The organism is Paenibacillus sp. FSL R5-0701 (genome assembly GCF_037973995.1).
Lineage (GTDB): Bacteria > Bacillota > Bacilli > Paenibacillales > Paenibacillaceae > Paenibacillus.
On sequence record NZ_CP150230.1, the window covers coordinates 6,096,327 to 6,113,732 of the forward strand.

The window sequence follows — 17,406 nt, forward strand, 5'->3', positions numbered from 1 at the left end:
CTCCTTTACAGGTTAATCAGGTTATTCAAAGCCTGCTGCAGCGTAACGTCGCCACTCTCCATCTGGTCGATTACACGCTTCAGATCCTGCTCCATGTCTTGTGGCTTCGAAGTAGCCTTCTCATCCATAAACCGAGCCAATCTGCTAATATTGGAGTTCGCAAACAAATCCGTGACTTTGGTCAAACCAGGAAACTGCTGATCAATCCGGGTCTGAACCTGTATAAGCACAATGGAATCAGCACCCATCTCGAAGAAACTGTCCCCTACATTAATCTCATGAAAACCAAGCATCGTTCGACAGATGGAAGCGAGTGCCTTTTCAGTTGGTGTATAGGATGCGTCTGATTTACCTGTCAAAACCACTTCTCCGTCACGTTCCTCTGATGAGGATACCCGGAGACGCTTGTTGGCCATTTGCTTCATCCGTTGGTCCAGTTGAACGCGAATAGCGGAAGAGAGATCAAACGGACTTTTGGCCAGTGCCGATATCAATTGACCCTCATAATGAATCTGACCAATAAGTACTCGGCGAACCGATGATTGCCGCATCACAAGAGATAATTGATTCATCGCTTGTTCCGTAGGCATGGCTTTGAACAACGTATCCACAGCAAACCCGTGCTCTGCTGACATACCCGTTTCCTTCCAGGTAGACCATTGCACAGTCAGCGTGCGCTTGCCCATCATTGATCTGAAGTCAGCATATGCATCTAGGTAGGCATTGGCAGCAATGTAATCCGCCTGTCCCGGGGCGCTGAATACCGAAGCGATCGATGAATATAGCACCATAAAATCGAGATGATCCTGTTCGGTAAGTTGATCCAATACCCAAGTACCATGTACTTTGGGAGAGAATACCTCGGTGAATCCCGCCTGTGAACGGCTTGTGATCATTTCCGAGCTTCCAACCCCTGCGCCATGGACAACCCCTTTAATTTTCCCGAACGTTGCCCGAAGCTGATCCAGAACTACACGCATGGTATCCAGATCCGACACATCTGCAGCATGGCAACTAACCTGATGTCCCCGGCTCTCCAGTTCACGAATAACTGTAATTTGATGAATCACCTTGAATCTCGATTGTTCTGCAACAATGGCATCCCATTCCTCACGTGCAGGCATCGGTGTACGGCTGATTAATGCTAGGTTCACTGGAGCGTCGGAAGCCAGATATCGCGCCGTTTCCAAGCCAATTCCACCGGTACCACCGGTAATGATGTACACACCATCGTTGTCAAAAATAAAGGCATCTTCAGCAGGTGCAGGTTCATTCAATGCTCTGAACTCCTGAACATACCGTGTTCCATTACGATAGGCCACCTCATAATAGGAAGATGTTGTACCGATCTCTTGCAACAACTGCTCCAGAGAAGAGTTCTCATCCATATCTATACAACGGCAATGAATCTGTATGTTCTCCTTGCCTACCACTCTGCCCATTCCAAAGGCAGAAGCCAGATGAGGCTTTATCCGCTCCGTACCGGTAATGCAATTGACCTCACGGGATACCAGAACTAACTCCATGGGCTGGCTCAGAGAACTGGACAACAGCGCTCGAATAAACCGGAAGAACCCATATACACGTTCATCTAGAACAGACTCTAATGATTCCATGTCACTAGATACACTTGCTGCATGTTCATCACTGCCCACACCGTTTAGATACACCACTCTGGAAAGTTGGTCTAGGCCCGCCTGTTGCAGCACACGCTGATAGACTTCCACCTGTTCCAGATTTCGACTGTCCGGGTCAGATTGCAGAACATCCGCCTGAAGTACGGTATATACCTGCATCCCCGACTGTTCCATACGGGCTGCTATCTCAGCTGCATAATCGGACCCATCCAGAAGTACCAGTGTAGTACCATGGCTCGCTTCGATCGGCTGATCGGAATCCTCTTTCGCTATCTCCTTCTGCTGCCATACAAGCTCGTAGGCTTCCGGTACCGATCTGGTGCTCGCTTGTGCATACACTGAAGACTGCTCGGGAAGATCCACCCAGCAGCGTGTATTATCGTATGGATACAATGGAAGACTGATTTTACGAATTTCCTCTTCCCTGTACATCAGGCTCCAATCCACGTCACTGCCTGTAGTGTACAGTCTGCATAATTCATATAATAAACCCGGATCTGAAGACTCCATGTATCGGGATAGGCAATCTCTGCCCTCCTGCTTCAAGATGGACTTCTCCTGCCCCGTCAATTCGTGGTCTTTCCCTTCGATCTTCTCTGTGACTACTTTATGCACGCCATAATAGAGCTGATGCTCACCTGTGGATTCGAGACCTGATGTAGCGAGTAGCCGCAACTTCATGAGCAGATCGGATGTGTCCGTCACTCCAAAGGCAATCCGATATACATGATGCCAGCGCCCCGTATTCGCGGTATAACATATGTTTTTGAGCGAAAGTTCCTGCTGACGTTCTGAGATAAAACGGATATAGTTATCAACCAGCGCAAGTAATGACTTGCGGCTCTTGGCACTTAGCGTGAACACCTCCACATCTCTGGTAATCTTCCGTTCCTGGATCACAGGTGGCTCTTCCAGTACGAGATGGCAATTGGTTCCGCTAAATCCAAAGGCACTGACTCCGCAGCGAAGCGGCTCCCCGTTCCCGTCCCATGGTCTCGATTTCGTGTTGACATACAACGGCGAATCCTGGAATGAAATGGATGAGTTAGGCTTATCAAAATGAAGCGTAGGAGGTAATACCCGATGCTTCAAGGCCATAGCCGCTTTAACCAGACTGCCCACACCAGCTGCTTCAAACAAATGGCCTATATTGGACTTGACTGAGCCTATAGCAACAAACTGATGCTTGTCTGTATATCGGCGCAGCGCTGTGGTAAGTCCATCCATTTCAATTGGATCGCCGAGCTTCGTCGCTGTACCATGCGTCTCCACGTAACCAATGGTCGAAGGATCAATACCGGCATCCTGCCATGCCTTCACAATGACATCCGTCTGTGCTTCAGGATTCGGAGCCGTAATGCCAATCGAAGCTCCATCCTGATTAATTGCACTTCCTTTGATAACCGCATAAATATTGTCTTTATCCGCAATCGCCTTGCTTAGTGACTTCAATACTACGGCGGCTCCGCCTTCACCAAGCCCCGAACCATCTGCTTCTTGATCAAATGGCTTGGTTAATCCATCCGAAGATTCAATGCCAACTTTCAAATAATCATGATCCAACGGACTGAGGCTGATCCGTGCACCTGCGACAATCGCCATCTCGCAATCACCATTACGAATGGCCCGGCAGGCCAGATGGGTAGCGACAAGTGATGCAGAACATGCCGTGTCAATCACCATCGTAGGCCCCTTGAGATCCAGTGGATAGGCAATACGAGTCGGCATCATGGCTGTGATGTTCCCGACAATGGACATCGGATATTGATAGGGGTCCAGATCACAGATCATTTTGAGATAAGAATCGTTCAGGCTACTTGCAAAACCCATATAGACACCTGTATTTGTTCCTTCGATGCGCCCTCCGTAACCTGCATCCTCTACCGCATGCCATGACGTCTTCATGAATAACCGCTGAATCGGGTCCGTTAATCCGGCCTCCTTCGGAGACAAACGGAAATACTTATAATCAAACTGATCAATATTATCCAGAAATGCACCCTGAAGGTACTGCACTTCTTTGTCCGCACCCAGCTTGGCATTCATCCATTGATGATAGGCATCCATGTCTTTTTTGCGTCCCTCTGGAAAATCCGTTGTACAGTCCACACCGTTCAAGATGTTGTCCCAATACTGCTCTGCCGTATCAGCCATTGGCATTTCCGCAGCAATCCCAATAATGGCGATGGCCTCATCCTGTTCAACGATTGGTTTCTTTTGCTCCAGAGGAGCAGCCGCTTTTGCTTTTACAGCCGTGCCGTTACCCTGGTTCACATGCAGTGCCAGCTTATGGATAGACGTATGTGCAAATAAATGAGCAATCTTCACTTTACCCGGAAACTCCTCGTTCAGCCTCTCATGCATACGGATCAGCATAATGGAGTTGCCCCCGAGATCGAAGAAATTATCATAGATATTGATCTCCTGATAACCCAGAATCTCACTGTATATGCGTGCTACCTGCTGCTCGGTTTCCGAATAGAGTCCCCCTTCATTCCCTGAAAGATCTACGGGCCCCGTATGCTTCTCCTGTGGTACGGTCCGGTTGGAACGATTCGATGCTCCCTGGTCAGCGATTTCCTTACTCCGCTTCACTCCAGCTTCCAACTTATCCGACAAACGGAACGGGAACTGCCCAAGTGCAGCGAGATGTTTACTTCCATAATTCATCGCACCGATGAATACTCGCGAGAGTTGTCTGCTCATGGCTGCTTCCATCGCTGCGATACCATCCGTTGTAGGAATGGTTTTAAACATGCCATCCACATTGATACCAAATTCTACGGACATCCCGGTCTCTTTCCACGATACCCAATCAATGGAGAGTGTTCTTCGACCCTGCCCTGTCCTCCATGCCGCGAAGGAATCCAAGTAACAATTGGCTGCCGTATAATCCCCTTGTCCAATTTCACCGATCACAGATATACCGGAAGAGAACAATACCATAAAGTCCATGTCTTGATCTCGCGTCAGTTTCTCCAGAATCCAGGTTCCCTTCACCTTGGGTCCAAGAATGGTCTGGAATTCCTCATCGCTTTTGCGATATATAAATCCGTCTCCGGGAATACCTGCTCCATGAATAACACCATGTATGTCCCCGTAGCGGTGGGTGATATCCTGAATCACTTCCGTCATGCCCGCAACATCGGCAAGATCCGCATTATAATAATGAACGGTTGCGCCCAATGCTTCCAGTTCAAGGATGCCTTGCATCTTGGGACCGCGGGAATCTTGGCCTGCTTCCAATATGTCTTCCCATTCCTCCTTTGCCGGAAGAAGTGTCCGACCAACAATCGCCAGCTTCACTTGCTCCGAAGAAGCCAGAAACCGTGCTGCTTCCAGACCAATACCACTTGTACCGCCTGTCACGAGATATAAACCGCCTGGACGCACCTTGAAAGGTACGCTCTCATGTTCATTAAGATCCATCTCTGTAAAGGTCTCCGTATAACGCTGGCCTTCACGATACGAAACAGCATAAGCTTCACCGTTGATATGTCTTTCCTTGAGGATATCCTTCGCAGATATGGACTGATCCACATCTATAAACTTGCTCCGAATATGTCCATATTCCTGCTGAATCACTTTACCAAGTCCCATTAAGAGTGCATTATGAGGGGTAATCCTCTCTTCTCTTCCTGTGACTTGTCCAGCGTACTCAGCAATCAGGTTCAGATGAATTTCTTCAGCAAAGCCTTTGCTCATAAGCGCCTGAATCAGATAGACCGGTGAGTAGAAAGCTTCCTGTTGTCTGGCTTCAATAGCTGCCAAATCTTCAGGATATAATGAATTGCCCATCATGGATAAATAGATGATTTCAGTAATTTCACCGTCTGTGAACATGTTTAACAGCTCAGTATAGGCCGCCGGAGCAGCTCCGCCGACTTCGTATTGATTCTCCGATATTTGCCGGAACTGGTTACCCGGTCTCACATGGACTACCCGCTTGCATTCGCCCTCCAGTTCTGCCGACAGTTCCTGTTCCAATTCGGTACCATTACCGATCATCATGACTGTGCCTGAAGAGGAAGGCACCGAGGTATGCAAAGTCGTATTCCCATCGTCCTCTATCCAGCGCACCGTATGAAAATAGTCCTTTAACGACACAGCAGTCGGGTCTTGAATATCAATCCAGCATCTGCTGGGCTCAAACGGATACGTAGGTAAACTCAACTTCCGTACCTGTCTTCTTTGATATAGCTGCCCCCAATCCATCGTTGCACCCTCCGCATAGAGTAAAGCCAGCTCCCGAAGTGCTGATTCATCCCATACAAGAGGACTGGAAGCAAGTTCTTTGATCCGTTCCTGTGCCTGAGACGATTGACGTCTGGTGCGCTCACGTTCTTCCGATCCCATACGCTCGGCTCCTGTAGGCTTAGGAGCGGGAGCACCGGTATAGACTCCCTCTTGTGTCTTCAATTGGGTCCACGGTTGTTCCAACAGGTGAATCAGTTGAGCCGTGTCTTCCACAAGCAGGGACAGACGATGTTCATAATGCCCACGACCTGTAGCTGCCGTATAACAGACATTCGCAACAGGAACTTCACGATTCTCCTTCAGGAAACGCTCATACCGCTGGAGCAATCGAATAAGCGCTTCTTCCGTCTGAGCCGAACATACAAACAGCTGCTTGCCTAAATCCTGATCCTCTCCTGGGTCTTGAGCAGTAACGGCTGGAGCTTCCTCAAGCACGACATGACAGTTGGTTCCGCTGAATCCAAAAGCACTGACACCACATCTGCGCGGGACTCCCTCTTCCGCTTCCCAGGGTCGGAGTTGTGTATTCACATACACTGGCGTTTGCTCAAACCGGATGTTGCGGTTGGGTTTGGCAAAATGAAGAGACGGCGGCAGCTTCTGATGTTTCAAGGCCATCACTGCTTTGAGCAGCCCTGTTACGCCTGCACATTCATATAAATGACCGATATTGGATTTCACAGAGCCAATCGCGCAAAATTGTTTTTTGGTGGTAAACTGTTCAAAAGCATTGGTAATCCCTTTAATCTCAATCGGGTCTCCTAGCTCCGTCGCTGTACCATGGGCTTCAATATAACGGATGGTCTCAGGGTCAATCCCCGCTTCTTCCCATGCCTTCACGATCGCTTCGGATTGGGCACGCGGATTCGGTGCAGTCAACCCAATAGAGGTTCCATCCTGATTGGCAGCAGTTCCCTTAATGACGGCGTAGATATGATCCCCATCCTCAATGGCCCGACTTAACGGTTTTAGAAGAATGGCGGCCACACCTTCACCCACACCTGCCCCATCTGAGGCATCATCAAATGTCCGCGTCTCCCCGTCGGAGGACTCAATGCCAAATTGCTCATATTTATTAAAAACAGGGAGCGTATTCACCTTCACCCCACCCGCTATGGCTGCATCACACTCACCACTTCGGATCGACTGACAGGCCATATGAACAGCAACAAGAGATGATGAACATGCAGTATCCACCACCATGCTGGGGCCTTTCAAATTCAGCAAATAGGATATTCTCCCCGCCAGTACCGCAGTCACATTGCCCGTTACCGAGATGGAGATGGATTCCGGTTCTACATCGGCGATAATATTGGCATAATTGTCTCGGGTGCTGCTGTAATACCCTACATACAATCCCGTATTGCTACCGGATAACTTTGCGCCTCCATAACCTGCATCTTCCACCGCTTCCCATGCCGTCTGGAGAAAAATTCTCTGGTCAGGACTCATCAGGGCTGCTTCTTTGGGTGTCAGCTTAAAGTAGCGATAATCAAATTTGTCCACTTCATCCAGGTAGGAACCTTTAATAAAGCTCAGCCCATCTTCATCCTGCTGTTTGAAACGTACATATTTCAGCACATCCTCTTGTCTCGCTTCAGGGAACTCCACAATGGAATTCACTTTGTTCTCGATATTGTTCCAGAACTCCTCCACATGATCAGCCATGGGCATATGCGCAGATATGCCGATAATGGCAATATCTGCACGAGTGTTCTTTTTCTGCTGTTTCAACAGCGTAATCATATCAATCGCCGTTTTTTTGTCGATTTTGCCACCAGATGTATTCTCAATAATGTATTTAAGCAACTGTTCCAATGTATCGTCCCCTTACATATCAGATATGTTTTAATCCTTTGAGCATATCCTCCATGCTGATCTTGCCATCTTCCAACTGATCAAAAAGAGAATGGACTTCCTCGTCCAGCGCAATTGCACCACCTACAGGCTCCTCTACCTGTTTCTTCTCCCGTTTGTGGCCTGTTTTATCAGCGAGATATCCACCCAATCGGTGCACAGACGGATGTTCGAACAGATCTGCAACAACGAGTACCCCCGGGTACTGACGGTCAAGTTGTGCATACATTTGTTTCACCAGAATCGAGTCAGCTCCAAGTTCGAAGAAACTGTCATGGATATCAATTTCATTAAAGCCCAGAATAGCTTGGCACACTTCGGCAACCTTTCTCTCCCATGGTGTGTATTCTCCGTCATCCGCACCATTCAGCACGGTATCCTGCCGGGCTACACTTTGCGGGGTCACTGGCGCTGGCGCCTTCGGTGATGAAGTTCTCTGTAGACGTGAATCAATCCAGCTCTCCACTTGAGGAGAAAGTCTAAACGGATAGTTGCGAATCATCTTCAACATGCCACGGTCTGTCGACATCTGTCCTATCAATACACGTTCAATCTGACGTCCTTCCACCTGATCCAGCCAAGTCAGAGCCTCTTTATTGGTCATTGCTTTGAAAAGGGTGTCTACTCCGTAGCCCGTTGCGGCAGCTGCGCCTGTTTCTTTCCAGGTTGACCAGTTGACCGTCATCGTTCCGTCCATCTCTTGGTTGCGATAGGCTGCGTAAGCATCCTGATACGCATTGGCAGCAACGTAATCGGCCTGTCCCGGTCCGCTAAATAACGTTGCAATGGATGAAAACATCACAAAAAAGTCTGGATTGTCCTCTCTGGTGAGTTGATCCACGACCTGGGTTCCTTGCACTTTAGGGCATAATACACGTTCAGCTTCTTCTATCGTTCTATCCTTAAGTGGATGATCTCCACCTACAGCGACCCCTGCTCCATGAATGACACCTGCAATGCGAACGTATTTCTGACGTAATTCACTCAAAATCATTCGCATGGAAGCTTCATCTGAAATGTCTGCTTGGTAAGGAAGAACTGTCGCACCAGCAGCTTCCATTTGTTGCACAGATCGGATTTTCTGAGCTAACACTTCGTTGGAATGTGTAGCAAGAATGCTATCCCACTCTTCTCGTGCGGGAAGCGAAGTTCTGTTCACCAGTGCGAGTGTAATTCCCGGGTATCGCTCCGCGAGTTGTAATCCAAGCTCCAGCCCAATGCCGCCCAGTCCGCCAGTAATGAGATACAATCCGTCATTGCGAATGTTGTAGTTCCATTTAGGATACGCACTCGGGTCCAGCGCTCCAAACTGCTGAATGTAACGCGTACCTGCACGATAAGCTACACCATAATCATCACTTTCATGATCCAGTTCAGCCACAATATCCTGGAGCGAAGTCTCCGCGTCCACTTGGATGGATCGGCATTGCAGGCGTGCATCTTCTTTTCGTCCAGCCAAACCCAGACCAAACATCAGGGCAGCCTGAGGAAATACATTTTCTTCTCTTCCGGTGATGGAATGGATTGGATTCGTCAACAACACCAGGTCAACAGGCTCCTGTGATTGGGCACCTATCATCTCCTGAAGGAGATAGAAGAATGGATGAAAGGACTGATCCTGTTGAATATAGATAATCCGGGTGATCGTCAATTTTTCCAAATGAGCCCACAATTGTTCCATGCTCTCACGATGGTCTGAAATGACATACTTCTCGGAAGATACTTGAAGGAACGAAGGTCCATCAAACACTTCTATAACCTGATGCCCCTGCTGCTGTAGTGTCTTACGAAGAGATAGATCTTCTCTTTTTTCCTCTCTTTTTTCGTCCATAAAAATAACGATATGACCTTCCGATAACTTCCGATCGAAATTACGTTCCGGTTCAGGAACCCAACCCAACTCATAATGGTGAATGTTCTCCATAGCGCTGGCATCCGTCTTGGTTTGGGACGGAGGAGCAGATAGCTCAATCCAGCAGCGATGAGCTTCAAATGGATACGTCGGGATGCTGATTCGGCGAACATCCTCACCTGAATACAGGCTTGGCCAGCTTACCTCCCCACCCCCAAGATAGGTTTCACAATGAGCGGTTAAATGCAGCTGACTGGACTCCGGGATTGACTGCTCTCGAATGAATTCCAATCCGCCTTCTTCAAGTTCGGCCAGTTGGGCGAGCAAATCCTCTTTGCTGGAAGCAATCCGTACCAGACGGTGTTCATAATGGGTTCGGGAGGTGCCTGCCGTGTAACATATATCAGCTAACGTGTGATCGGTTGTTTTCAGATATTTCGTATATTTGGATATATATTGTTGCAGGGCTTGAAGCGTCTTGGCTGAAAGAGGGAAGAGGTACTCCCGCGTCTCAGTCTCGCTGTTGGTTTCCATTGCACCCGCCTGCTCCAGAATGAGATGGCAATTGGTTCCGCTGAATCCAAATGCACTGACACCCATTCGTACAGGTTCACCCTCAGCAGGCCAGATTCGGTTACGTGTATTTACATACACAGGCGTTCCACTAAAATCAATATTGCGATTCGGGCGATCGAAATGCTGCACCGCAGGTAAAATTCCTTTTTTTAAGGACAATACGGATTTAACAAGTCCTGTAATCCCAGCACTTTCATACAAATGTCCGATATTGGACTTCACCGAACCGATCGCACAAAATTGCCTCTTATCGGTGTATTGCTCAAATGCTCCCTTAATGCCATCGATTTCAATCGGATCTCCCAAGACAGTCCCGGTTCCATGGGTTTCAATATAAGCGATACTTTCCGGATCGACCCCCGCAGCTTTCCACGCCTTCACAATGACCTCACTCTGGGCTCTGGCATTCGGCGCCGTAATCCCCATGGAGTTCCCGTCCTGGTTAATGGCACTGCCCTTAATGACTGCATACACCTGGTCCTTGTCCCTGATAGCATCCTGAAGTGGTTTCAGCATAATGACTGCCGCACCTTCACCTATTCCGGAACCATCTGAGCTATCATCAAAGGGGCGTGTCATGCCATTCGATGATTCAATGCCCATTCGGTAGTAATCCTTGTCCAGAGGAAGAACGTTGAGTTTTACGCCTCCTGCCAGCGCCATGTCACACTCACCCAAACGAATGGCATTACAAGCATGATGCACTGCAACCAGAGATGAAGAACAGGCAGTGTCCACCACCATACTCGGCCCTCTCAGATCAAGAAGGTATGATAAACGGCTGGGTAAAATGCAGGATAGATTGCCTGTGACCGAGATCGGCAGAGACTGTGGCTCCACATCATGAATCATCTCTTTATACCGATAACCTTCCAGATCGGATACCAGTCCAACGTATACTCCTGTATTGCTTCCCGCCAGCTTCTCACTGGTATATCCTCCATCTTCAAAAGCGGCCCAAGCTGTCTCCATAAAGATACGTTGAGCCGGATTCATTAAACTGGCTTCCTTTGGGGTAAATCGAAAAAAGGGATAATCAAAGGTATCGATATGTTCCAGATAAGAGCCATCCAAATATTTGGTGTCTTCACCAGGGTTCATTTTACGAGAGATGTAATTATCGGCATCCTGGCGTCGCTGCTCCGGCAGATCCCTCGTACAATCCAGACCATGCAACAAGTTATTCCAGAATTGCTCCGCATCATCTGCCAAGGGCATACGAACACTGAGCCCAACGATCGCGATATCACCCGGACGGATAGTAGCTGGAGTTGCCACTGGAGGTAGCTGACTAGACGACTCCGTCTGAGCTGTGTCACGAATACCCAGTTCACTGAAATCCATCAGTTTGTTTTTCATTGTTTTATCCCCTTTCAGCCGCTGAGCGGAGACTTTCAATCACTTTGGCAAGCATTTGATCATAGGTTCTGAAAAAAAGGTTCCATTGAACCGTATTCATTCCGGGTTTACAATACAGCGTTACCACCATATTTCGTTTTTCATTCTGAATTTCACAGATGACATCAAACAGTTCCTCCAGCGCCCCCCTGCCTCCACTGACATAATCTGCCTCGTAAAATAGCGGACGGATGGCGTCATGCTGTGATCTCATCCCTGCTCTAACCAGATCCTGGATATGATGACCAGGCTGTTCGTCTGCTGTATGTAAAGCTTGTTTAGCTAGGGCAAACAACTCATTGAAATCCTGCACCTCTTGCACATCCAGCGGAATGGAACTGATATGATTCATCCGATAAATCAGTGTATAGACCGTGAGTTGCGGCTGATTGCCAATCTCCGTCAACAGATATGCAAACAAAGACCATAACCATTCTACAGGCGTGCAGCCTGCCGTTTTGGACAAGTTCCTGATTTCATTAAAGCGATCCTTCTCGATCCGGAATTCATACCGATGGTCTTGAAGGGCCTGTCCACCATTCTGCATGTAATCCAATGGAACAGGGTATGCTTCCAGTTCCATGCCTTCCTGGTCTGCGATGAATTTGGCAAGTCTGGAGATCGTAGGATAGGCAAACATATTGGTTAACGTAATTTGGGCTGGATATAATTTTTCAAGTTGATTATAGACCTGGGCAAGAAGCAGAGAATCACTCCCTAAGTCAAAAAAATTAATCGTGGTTGTGACTCCCGCATCAGCTCCCAGCACCACATGAAATACGTCCAGAATAGTTGTCTCTAGCTGTTCAATTGAAGTAATCTGCCGTTGATTCATTGGACACCTCACCTCCGTATAGGATCTACTCCATATAACTTGTTAATGTCTGATTGATCATGCTAGTCACCCGATGCATACTGCCTTCAAATAAATAAAAATGCCCCCCTTTGTATATCCGGGCGGCACTTCCTTGTTCCGTATAACCTCTCCAACGTTCTGCACAATCCAGAATGTAACCTTCATCCTCTGCTCCGTTCAGTATCGTGATATCACATTGCAGCTTATAAGGCTTCTCTTCGTAGGTATACGTCTCATTCATCTCCAGATCCTTACGTAATATGGGGATAAACATATCCATCAGTTGCTGGTTCTCAAAGAACTCATCCGGGGTACCGCCCATTTCCTTAATGCGGTCGATGAACTGTCCTTCGGGCAAATGGTAATAGACCTGTTCTTTTTTATAATCCGGCGTCTCTCGCCCCGAGAAAAACATGTGTATGGGTTTCCTGAACTGCTCTTCATGCATTTTGTTATACAGTTCATAGATAATCAGACTTCCGAGGCTATGTCCAAATAGGGCATATGGCTCCTCATCTGGTAAATCGCTAGATATATAATCAAATACATCATCTACACTTTGCTGAATACTCTCATAGAGCGGCTTGGAGAATTTCAATCCACGTCCTGCAAGTTCAACCGGATTCAGCACAATGGATTCGGATAACCCCTTTTTCCATTTGTTATATATTGATGCTGAACCACCTGCATAAGGGACACAATATAATCGCATCTTGGTCATAATCTCCTCTCCACTTACACGACTTCTCCCCATCTAATCGCTGTAGCGCAATAATACGTTCCAGCCCCGGCCCCAACCAACACAACACGATTACCTGCTTTCAGTGCCCCTTGCTTCACAGCCTCGGTCACCGCAATTGGCAAACAGGCGTTAGAGGTATACCCGTATTTTTCCATCGTCATATAGGCTTTTTCTTGTGGGATGCCCAAGGCAACGGCGAGTTCTCGAATCAGATTACTGTTCGTTTGCGGGAAAATAAACAGATCTACTTCCCCCATATTCCATTTTACTTTGCGCAAAAGACGATTCACGAGCCGTGGGATACCTCGGACCAATTGTTCATATAAATATCGGCCATTGGACGTATAGACGGAAACAGATCCGTCAGGAATGTGTCCATAATGAACAGGCAATGTTCCATAACTGATATCTTCCATATTCTCGTGATGCATGATTCCGTTCAAAAAAACGCTGTGATAAGAGTCATTTTCATCTAATTCCTGTAAGACAAATGCCCCTGCGCCGTCTCCCACACTGGAACATGCTGCCCGATCCTGCCAATCCGTTACTTTCGAATAGGTATCCGCGCCGATGACTAGAATATTGCTTATATCTTCTTCAGCCTGGAACGTATAATACGCATTCAATAATCCATAGCTGAACCCGGCACAGCCCGCGCGAAGATCCAGACAAATGGCTTGGTCTGCTCCAAGCTTTTCCTTCACAAGAGCGGACGGATGTGGTATTAAACGATCCGGTGTGAAGGTCGCCATAATGATCATATCAATATCCTCGGCATCCATCGCAGCCTGCTCTATAGCTTGTCTCGCAGCTTCCAATGCCAAATCACTGGTATACTCATGCTTATGGGAGATTCTTCGTTCGCGGATTCCAAGGTTATGGTAGATCCAGTCCGCATTGGCGTTAATGTCCATGGCCTCCAGCCCCTGATTCGTCAACACGGATTCCGGCACATACATGCCGATACCGCGAATGGTCATTTGTCTCATGCATCACGTCTTCCTTTCCTGAATCCAAGGTGAGCAGCCCTCTCTGAAAACAATAAATTTCCTGAAGACAACAAAAAGAACAGCTCAGCCGCTTGTTTGCGCTTTACTGTCACAGAAATACCTTATTCAACAACATGTAGTGATGACTGCTCAACGTACATGGCTTCGCCCTGTTGATACACAATGTGTATTTCAGTGTTTATGCATATGACTCCTTTGGTTGCAAAATGTGCCTAAGCTTCATTCTGCTCCTCCGGTTTTGGTTGTCGTATGTGACCATAACATGTCTGAGTACTCATTTTTCTTGTGTTGCATATAAAATTTCAACACCCAAATCAACTAATTTGGGTTCATCGTAGCCTGTTAGATGAAGCCACACCTTTGCTCTGCGTGTATGCTTGTCAATCTTCTTAATGATGCCTTCGTTTCCCATCAATGGGCCATCCAGCACCACAACTTTGGTATTTTCCATATATACGGTTGAATAATCGATAATATCTTCCGGATTGATGAGGTTAAGCAATGTGGTCATTTCATGATCCGGGATTGGCGTGCAGCTTGCATTAGTTCCCAGCATTTTAATGATATGAGGAATAGAACAGATTAAGTGGTATGTTTCGGCGGACATGTTGACTTGAATTAATACATAACCAGGAAAGAGTTTTTTGGTACAGGCTTCAAAAATACCTGATTTCTTCTCCGGAACTTTTCTCTTGGGGATTAAAACTCGGATGGAGGTTCCTAGATACATATGTAGGTATTTCCTAATGACTTCTTCGCTTCCTGTATGTACAAACAATGCGTACCAGTTCATGGCATCATCCTCTGATTAACAAATTAGCCAAGCGGAAATATACATAAAATATGAGAGAATTAAATCCCTAAGTTTCAATTTGTGTAATAAAATGTAATTGTTTTGTTGTGAATATCTTAACCCATGACTTTTGGAACGTCAATGCTATTAATTCAATTTTATGTAAAATAATCTTACAATTCACATAAAGCACTCACATTTTGTCTGATATCGAATTTCGGAACAATACTCGTTTCCATGGTAACCAAAAAATCACTTACAGCACCGAACCTCTGTAAGTGATCTTTATCCATCCTTATCCTATTCAAACAGGTCCAAACGAAGACGTTTCAGACTTGTATGTTTGATGTACCACTGGCCGTCGATTTTGACAAAAGTTTCGTGGTAATGCCCAAATCCGTGGAAGGATTTGTTCTCATTGCCCTCCGGGAAAGTGACCCAATCTTCCATTGGGGAGATGACCTTTGCTTCGTTCTCGGATACAAATTCAACCTCAGCGCTATGTACATGATGCACGGTTACGGCAACATCCACCAGATCACGGAAGACTTGTACGATCGTATCTCGGCCTGTTAATACCGGAATTGGATTGCCTTCTGTGCTGAAATCGGCCACAGCATCCGGAGCGAATACGTCACCCAAGGTATCCCACTGCTTCGTATCAATATAGCGGCAATAACGCGCCTTGGTATTCCGAATGTTTTCAAGCGCGAGCAATTGTTCCAGTCCTGTGATCGTTGATTGGCTCATGTGTTGTCCCTCCAGAGATGTAAAATGTGATGTAAGATTTGGATCATGTATGTATGCATACTATACCTTCCTTATTGTACCATTCGGCTTCTAATAGGTACAACGATACAAAAAAATCTTTCCTTACCTCTCGCGAGGTTGGGGAAAGACCTGGATATACCTATGTGCCACAAGAGTTAACCGCGTCCATCGAAATTTCACTTCTAGTGCAAGTTACAGGGAATGTGCACCCTGCATCTGGGAAGCCAGTTCTGACATTTTTTTATTGTTCAAAAAACTTTCCATCTCTTCTTCCGCCTGCACCATCACCTGCTGGATCAAACAGCCTGCGTTATGATTCTGGGAACATTCGAACAGGGACGCCTGACCTTCAATCGCATGAATGATCTCCAGAAAAGAAGGATCAGGATTTTTACGACTAAGCCGGTAGCCACCATTAGCGCCAGAAGTCGATTCGATCATGCCCGCCTTAACCAATTTGGTCAAAATTTTGGACAGATACGTTGGTGATACCTTCTGCAATTCTGCAAGTTGGTGTACACTAACCAGCTGCTCAGGAGCAGTACTTACAAGATGCAGCATCGTATGCAAAGCATAATTTGTCGCTTTTGAATATTTCATGAGGGCACCTCATTATATACGGATTTAATTTATCCATAATAGACTTGATTGAGCTCTCTGTCAAACCACTATGCCTCAAGCGCTGGCAACAACGAAAGGATACGGGTTAATTGTGATACAATCCGCGGTAATCCGTAGGTGTCATCCCCTCATGGGCCATGAACTGGCGGTTAAAATAACTGGCATTGGGATACCCCGCTTCCTCCGCGATTTGTCCAATGTTGGCCGTAGGCCGTTCGAGTAACCATTGCTTCGCCATCTGTAGCCGTGAACGAGTGATAAACTCCATGGGTGTCATCTCCACAGCACTCTTGAACATTTTGCAAAAGTAATACGAACTCACACCTGCGAGATCCGCCCAGTCCTGTAACAGGAAAGGTTGGCAGGCCTCCTGCTGCATCTGTGGAAGCAGCGCAAGAACCCGACTCTCCGTCTTGCTGGTAGTGCGTGTGCTCTTTAAAGGTACCGCATGCTGCACGAACTCGGCGAGTACGGCATAAGTCAGTGTGGATAGCTGAGCCGGACGCAGCATCGTGTTCTGTTCCGCCTCAGTGAGCAAGGCCAGATGAGCCTCTTCCCAAGAGCTGCGTTGCCGCAGTGTCCACAATAGATTGCGATGTAACCCCCGCTCGATCATATAATCATGCAGACGTTCACCGTAAAAATGAAGCCATCGTACATCCCAGGGATCATCTTCACTACTATAATAATGCTGCCGCTGCTGCGGGAAATAGAGAACCGCCTGACCTGCACGAAGCTCATGCACCACCCCGTCCACTTCAACATATCCCTTGCCCGAAGCAACGTAGTGAATATTAAAGTTGTTCAGTGCGCCAGCCTCACGCAACACGGAATGCTGGACGTGGTCCATATAATGTCCAACGGACTCGGGATAACAAAAATATGGAATATCCTGTAGGGTAAGCAATACGGATTGTCTCATCATAGCCGGTTCTCCTTAATCAACAATATTGTGTTAACTAACTTCAATATATTATCATTTTAATTCATTGGTCTATTCTTTATAATCACAATATACATTCATACACAGGAGGAT

General features: G+C 47.1%; 9 protein-coding genes. All 9 read right to left on the minus strand.

Going from position 1 to position 17,406, the window contains the following annotated elements; translation table 11 throughout:
- Positions 1-5 precede the first annotated feature (5 nt).
- Positions 6-7,712 carry an SDR family NAD(P)-dependent oxidoreductase gene (locus tag MKZ13_RS26980; RefSeq protein WP_339179598.1) on the minus strand — a complete coding sequence of 2,569 codons (7,707 nt, stop codon included), beginning with the start codon at positions 7,710-7,712 and terminating at the stop codon, positions 6-8.
- 19 nt (positions 7,713-7,731) lie between these two features.
- Positions 7,732-11,538, minus strand: a complete 3,807-nt coding sequence (locus tag MKZ13_RS26985) for an SDR family NAD(P)-dependent oxidoreductase (RefSeq protein ID WP_339179601.1) — start codon at positions 11,536-11,538, stop codon at positions 7,732-7,734.
- 4 nt (positions 11,539-11,542) lie between these two features.
- Positions 11,543-12,412 (minus strand): phosphopantetheine-binding protein, encoded by an 870-nt coding sequence (locus tag MKZ13_RS26990; RefSeq protein WP_339179603.1) that lies wholly within the window; start codon positions 12,410-12,412, stop codon positions 11,543-11,545.
- 25 nt (positions 12,413-12,437) lie between these two features.
- Entirely contained in the window at positions 12,438-13,154 is a 717-nt protein-coding gene (locus MKZ13_RS26995) for a thioesterase (protein WP_179088547.1), read from the minus strand.
- A 14-nt stretch (positions 13,155-13,168) separates the two neighbouring features.
- Positions 13,169-14,164 carry a ketoacyl-ACP synthase III gene (locus MKZ13_RS27000; RefSeq protein ID WP_339179607.1) on the minus strand — a complete coding sequence of 332 codons (996 nt, stop codon included), beginning with the start codon at positions 14,162-14,164 and terminating at the stop codon, positions 13,169-13,171.
- A 295-nt stretch (positions 14,165-14,459) separates the two neighbouring features.
- Entirely contained in the window at positions 14,460-14,978 is a 519-nt protein-coding gene (loaP, locus tag MKZ13_RS27005; RefSeq protein WP_221820635.1) for an antiterminator LoaP, read from the minus strand.
- Between the two features lie 300 nt (positions 14,979-15,278).
- Positions 15,279-15,728 carry a nuclear transport factor 2 family protein gene (locus tag MKZ13_RS27010; RefSeq protein ID WP_074096526.1) on the minus strand — a complete coding sequence of 150 codons (450 nt, stop codon included), beginning with the start codon at positions 15,726-15,728 and terminating at the stop codon, positions 15,279-15,281.
- 213 nt (positions 15,729-15,941) lie between these two features.
- A complete protein-coding gene (locus MKZ13_RS27015; RefSeq protein WP_339179612.1) occupies positions 15,942-16,349 on the minus strand; it encodes an Rrf2 family transcriptional regulator in 408 nt (135 codons plus the stop codon).
- Between the two features lie 106 nt (positions 16,350-16,455).
- Entirely contained in the window at positions 16,456-17,295 is an 840-nt protein-coding gene (locus tag MKZ13_RS27020; RefSeq protein ID WP_339179614.1) for a helix-turn-helix domain-containing protein, read from the minus strand.
- Positions 17,296-17,406 lie beyond the last annotated feature (111 nt).

Coding starts and splice junctions, on each gene's coding strand:
- MKZ13_RS27020 (WP_339179614.1), bottom strand. CDS start 17,295: ATGATGAGACAATCCGTATTGCTTACCCTACAGGATATTCCATATTTT.
- MKZ13_RS26985 (WP_339179601.1), bottom strand. CDS start 11,538: ATGAAAAACAAACTGATGGATTTCAGTGAACTGGGTATTCGTGACACA.
- MKZ13_RS26995 (WP_179088547.1), bottom strand. CDS start 13,154: ATGACCAAGATGCGATTATATTGTGTCCCTTATGCAGGTGGTTCAGCA.
- MKZ13_RS27010 (WP_074096526.1), bottom strand. CDS start 15,728: ATGAGCCAATCAACGATCACAGGACTGGAACAATTGCTCGCGCTTGAA.
- MKZ13_RS27015 (WP_339179612.1), bottom strand. CDS start 16,349: ATGAAATATTCAAAAGCGACAAATTATGCTTTGCATACGATGCTGCAT.
- loaP (WP_221820635.1), bottom strand. CDS start 14,978: ATGAACTGGTACGCATTGTTTGTACATACAGGAAGCGAAGAAGTCATT.
- MKZ13_RS26990 (WP_339179603.1), bottom strand. CDS start 12,412: ATGAATCAACGGCAGATTACTTCAATTGAACAGCTAGAGACAACTATT.
- MKZ13_RS27000 (WP_339179607.1), bottom strand. CDS start 14,164: ATGAGACAAATGACCATTCGCGGTATCGGCATGTATGTGCCGGAATCC.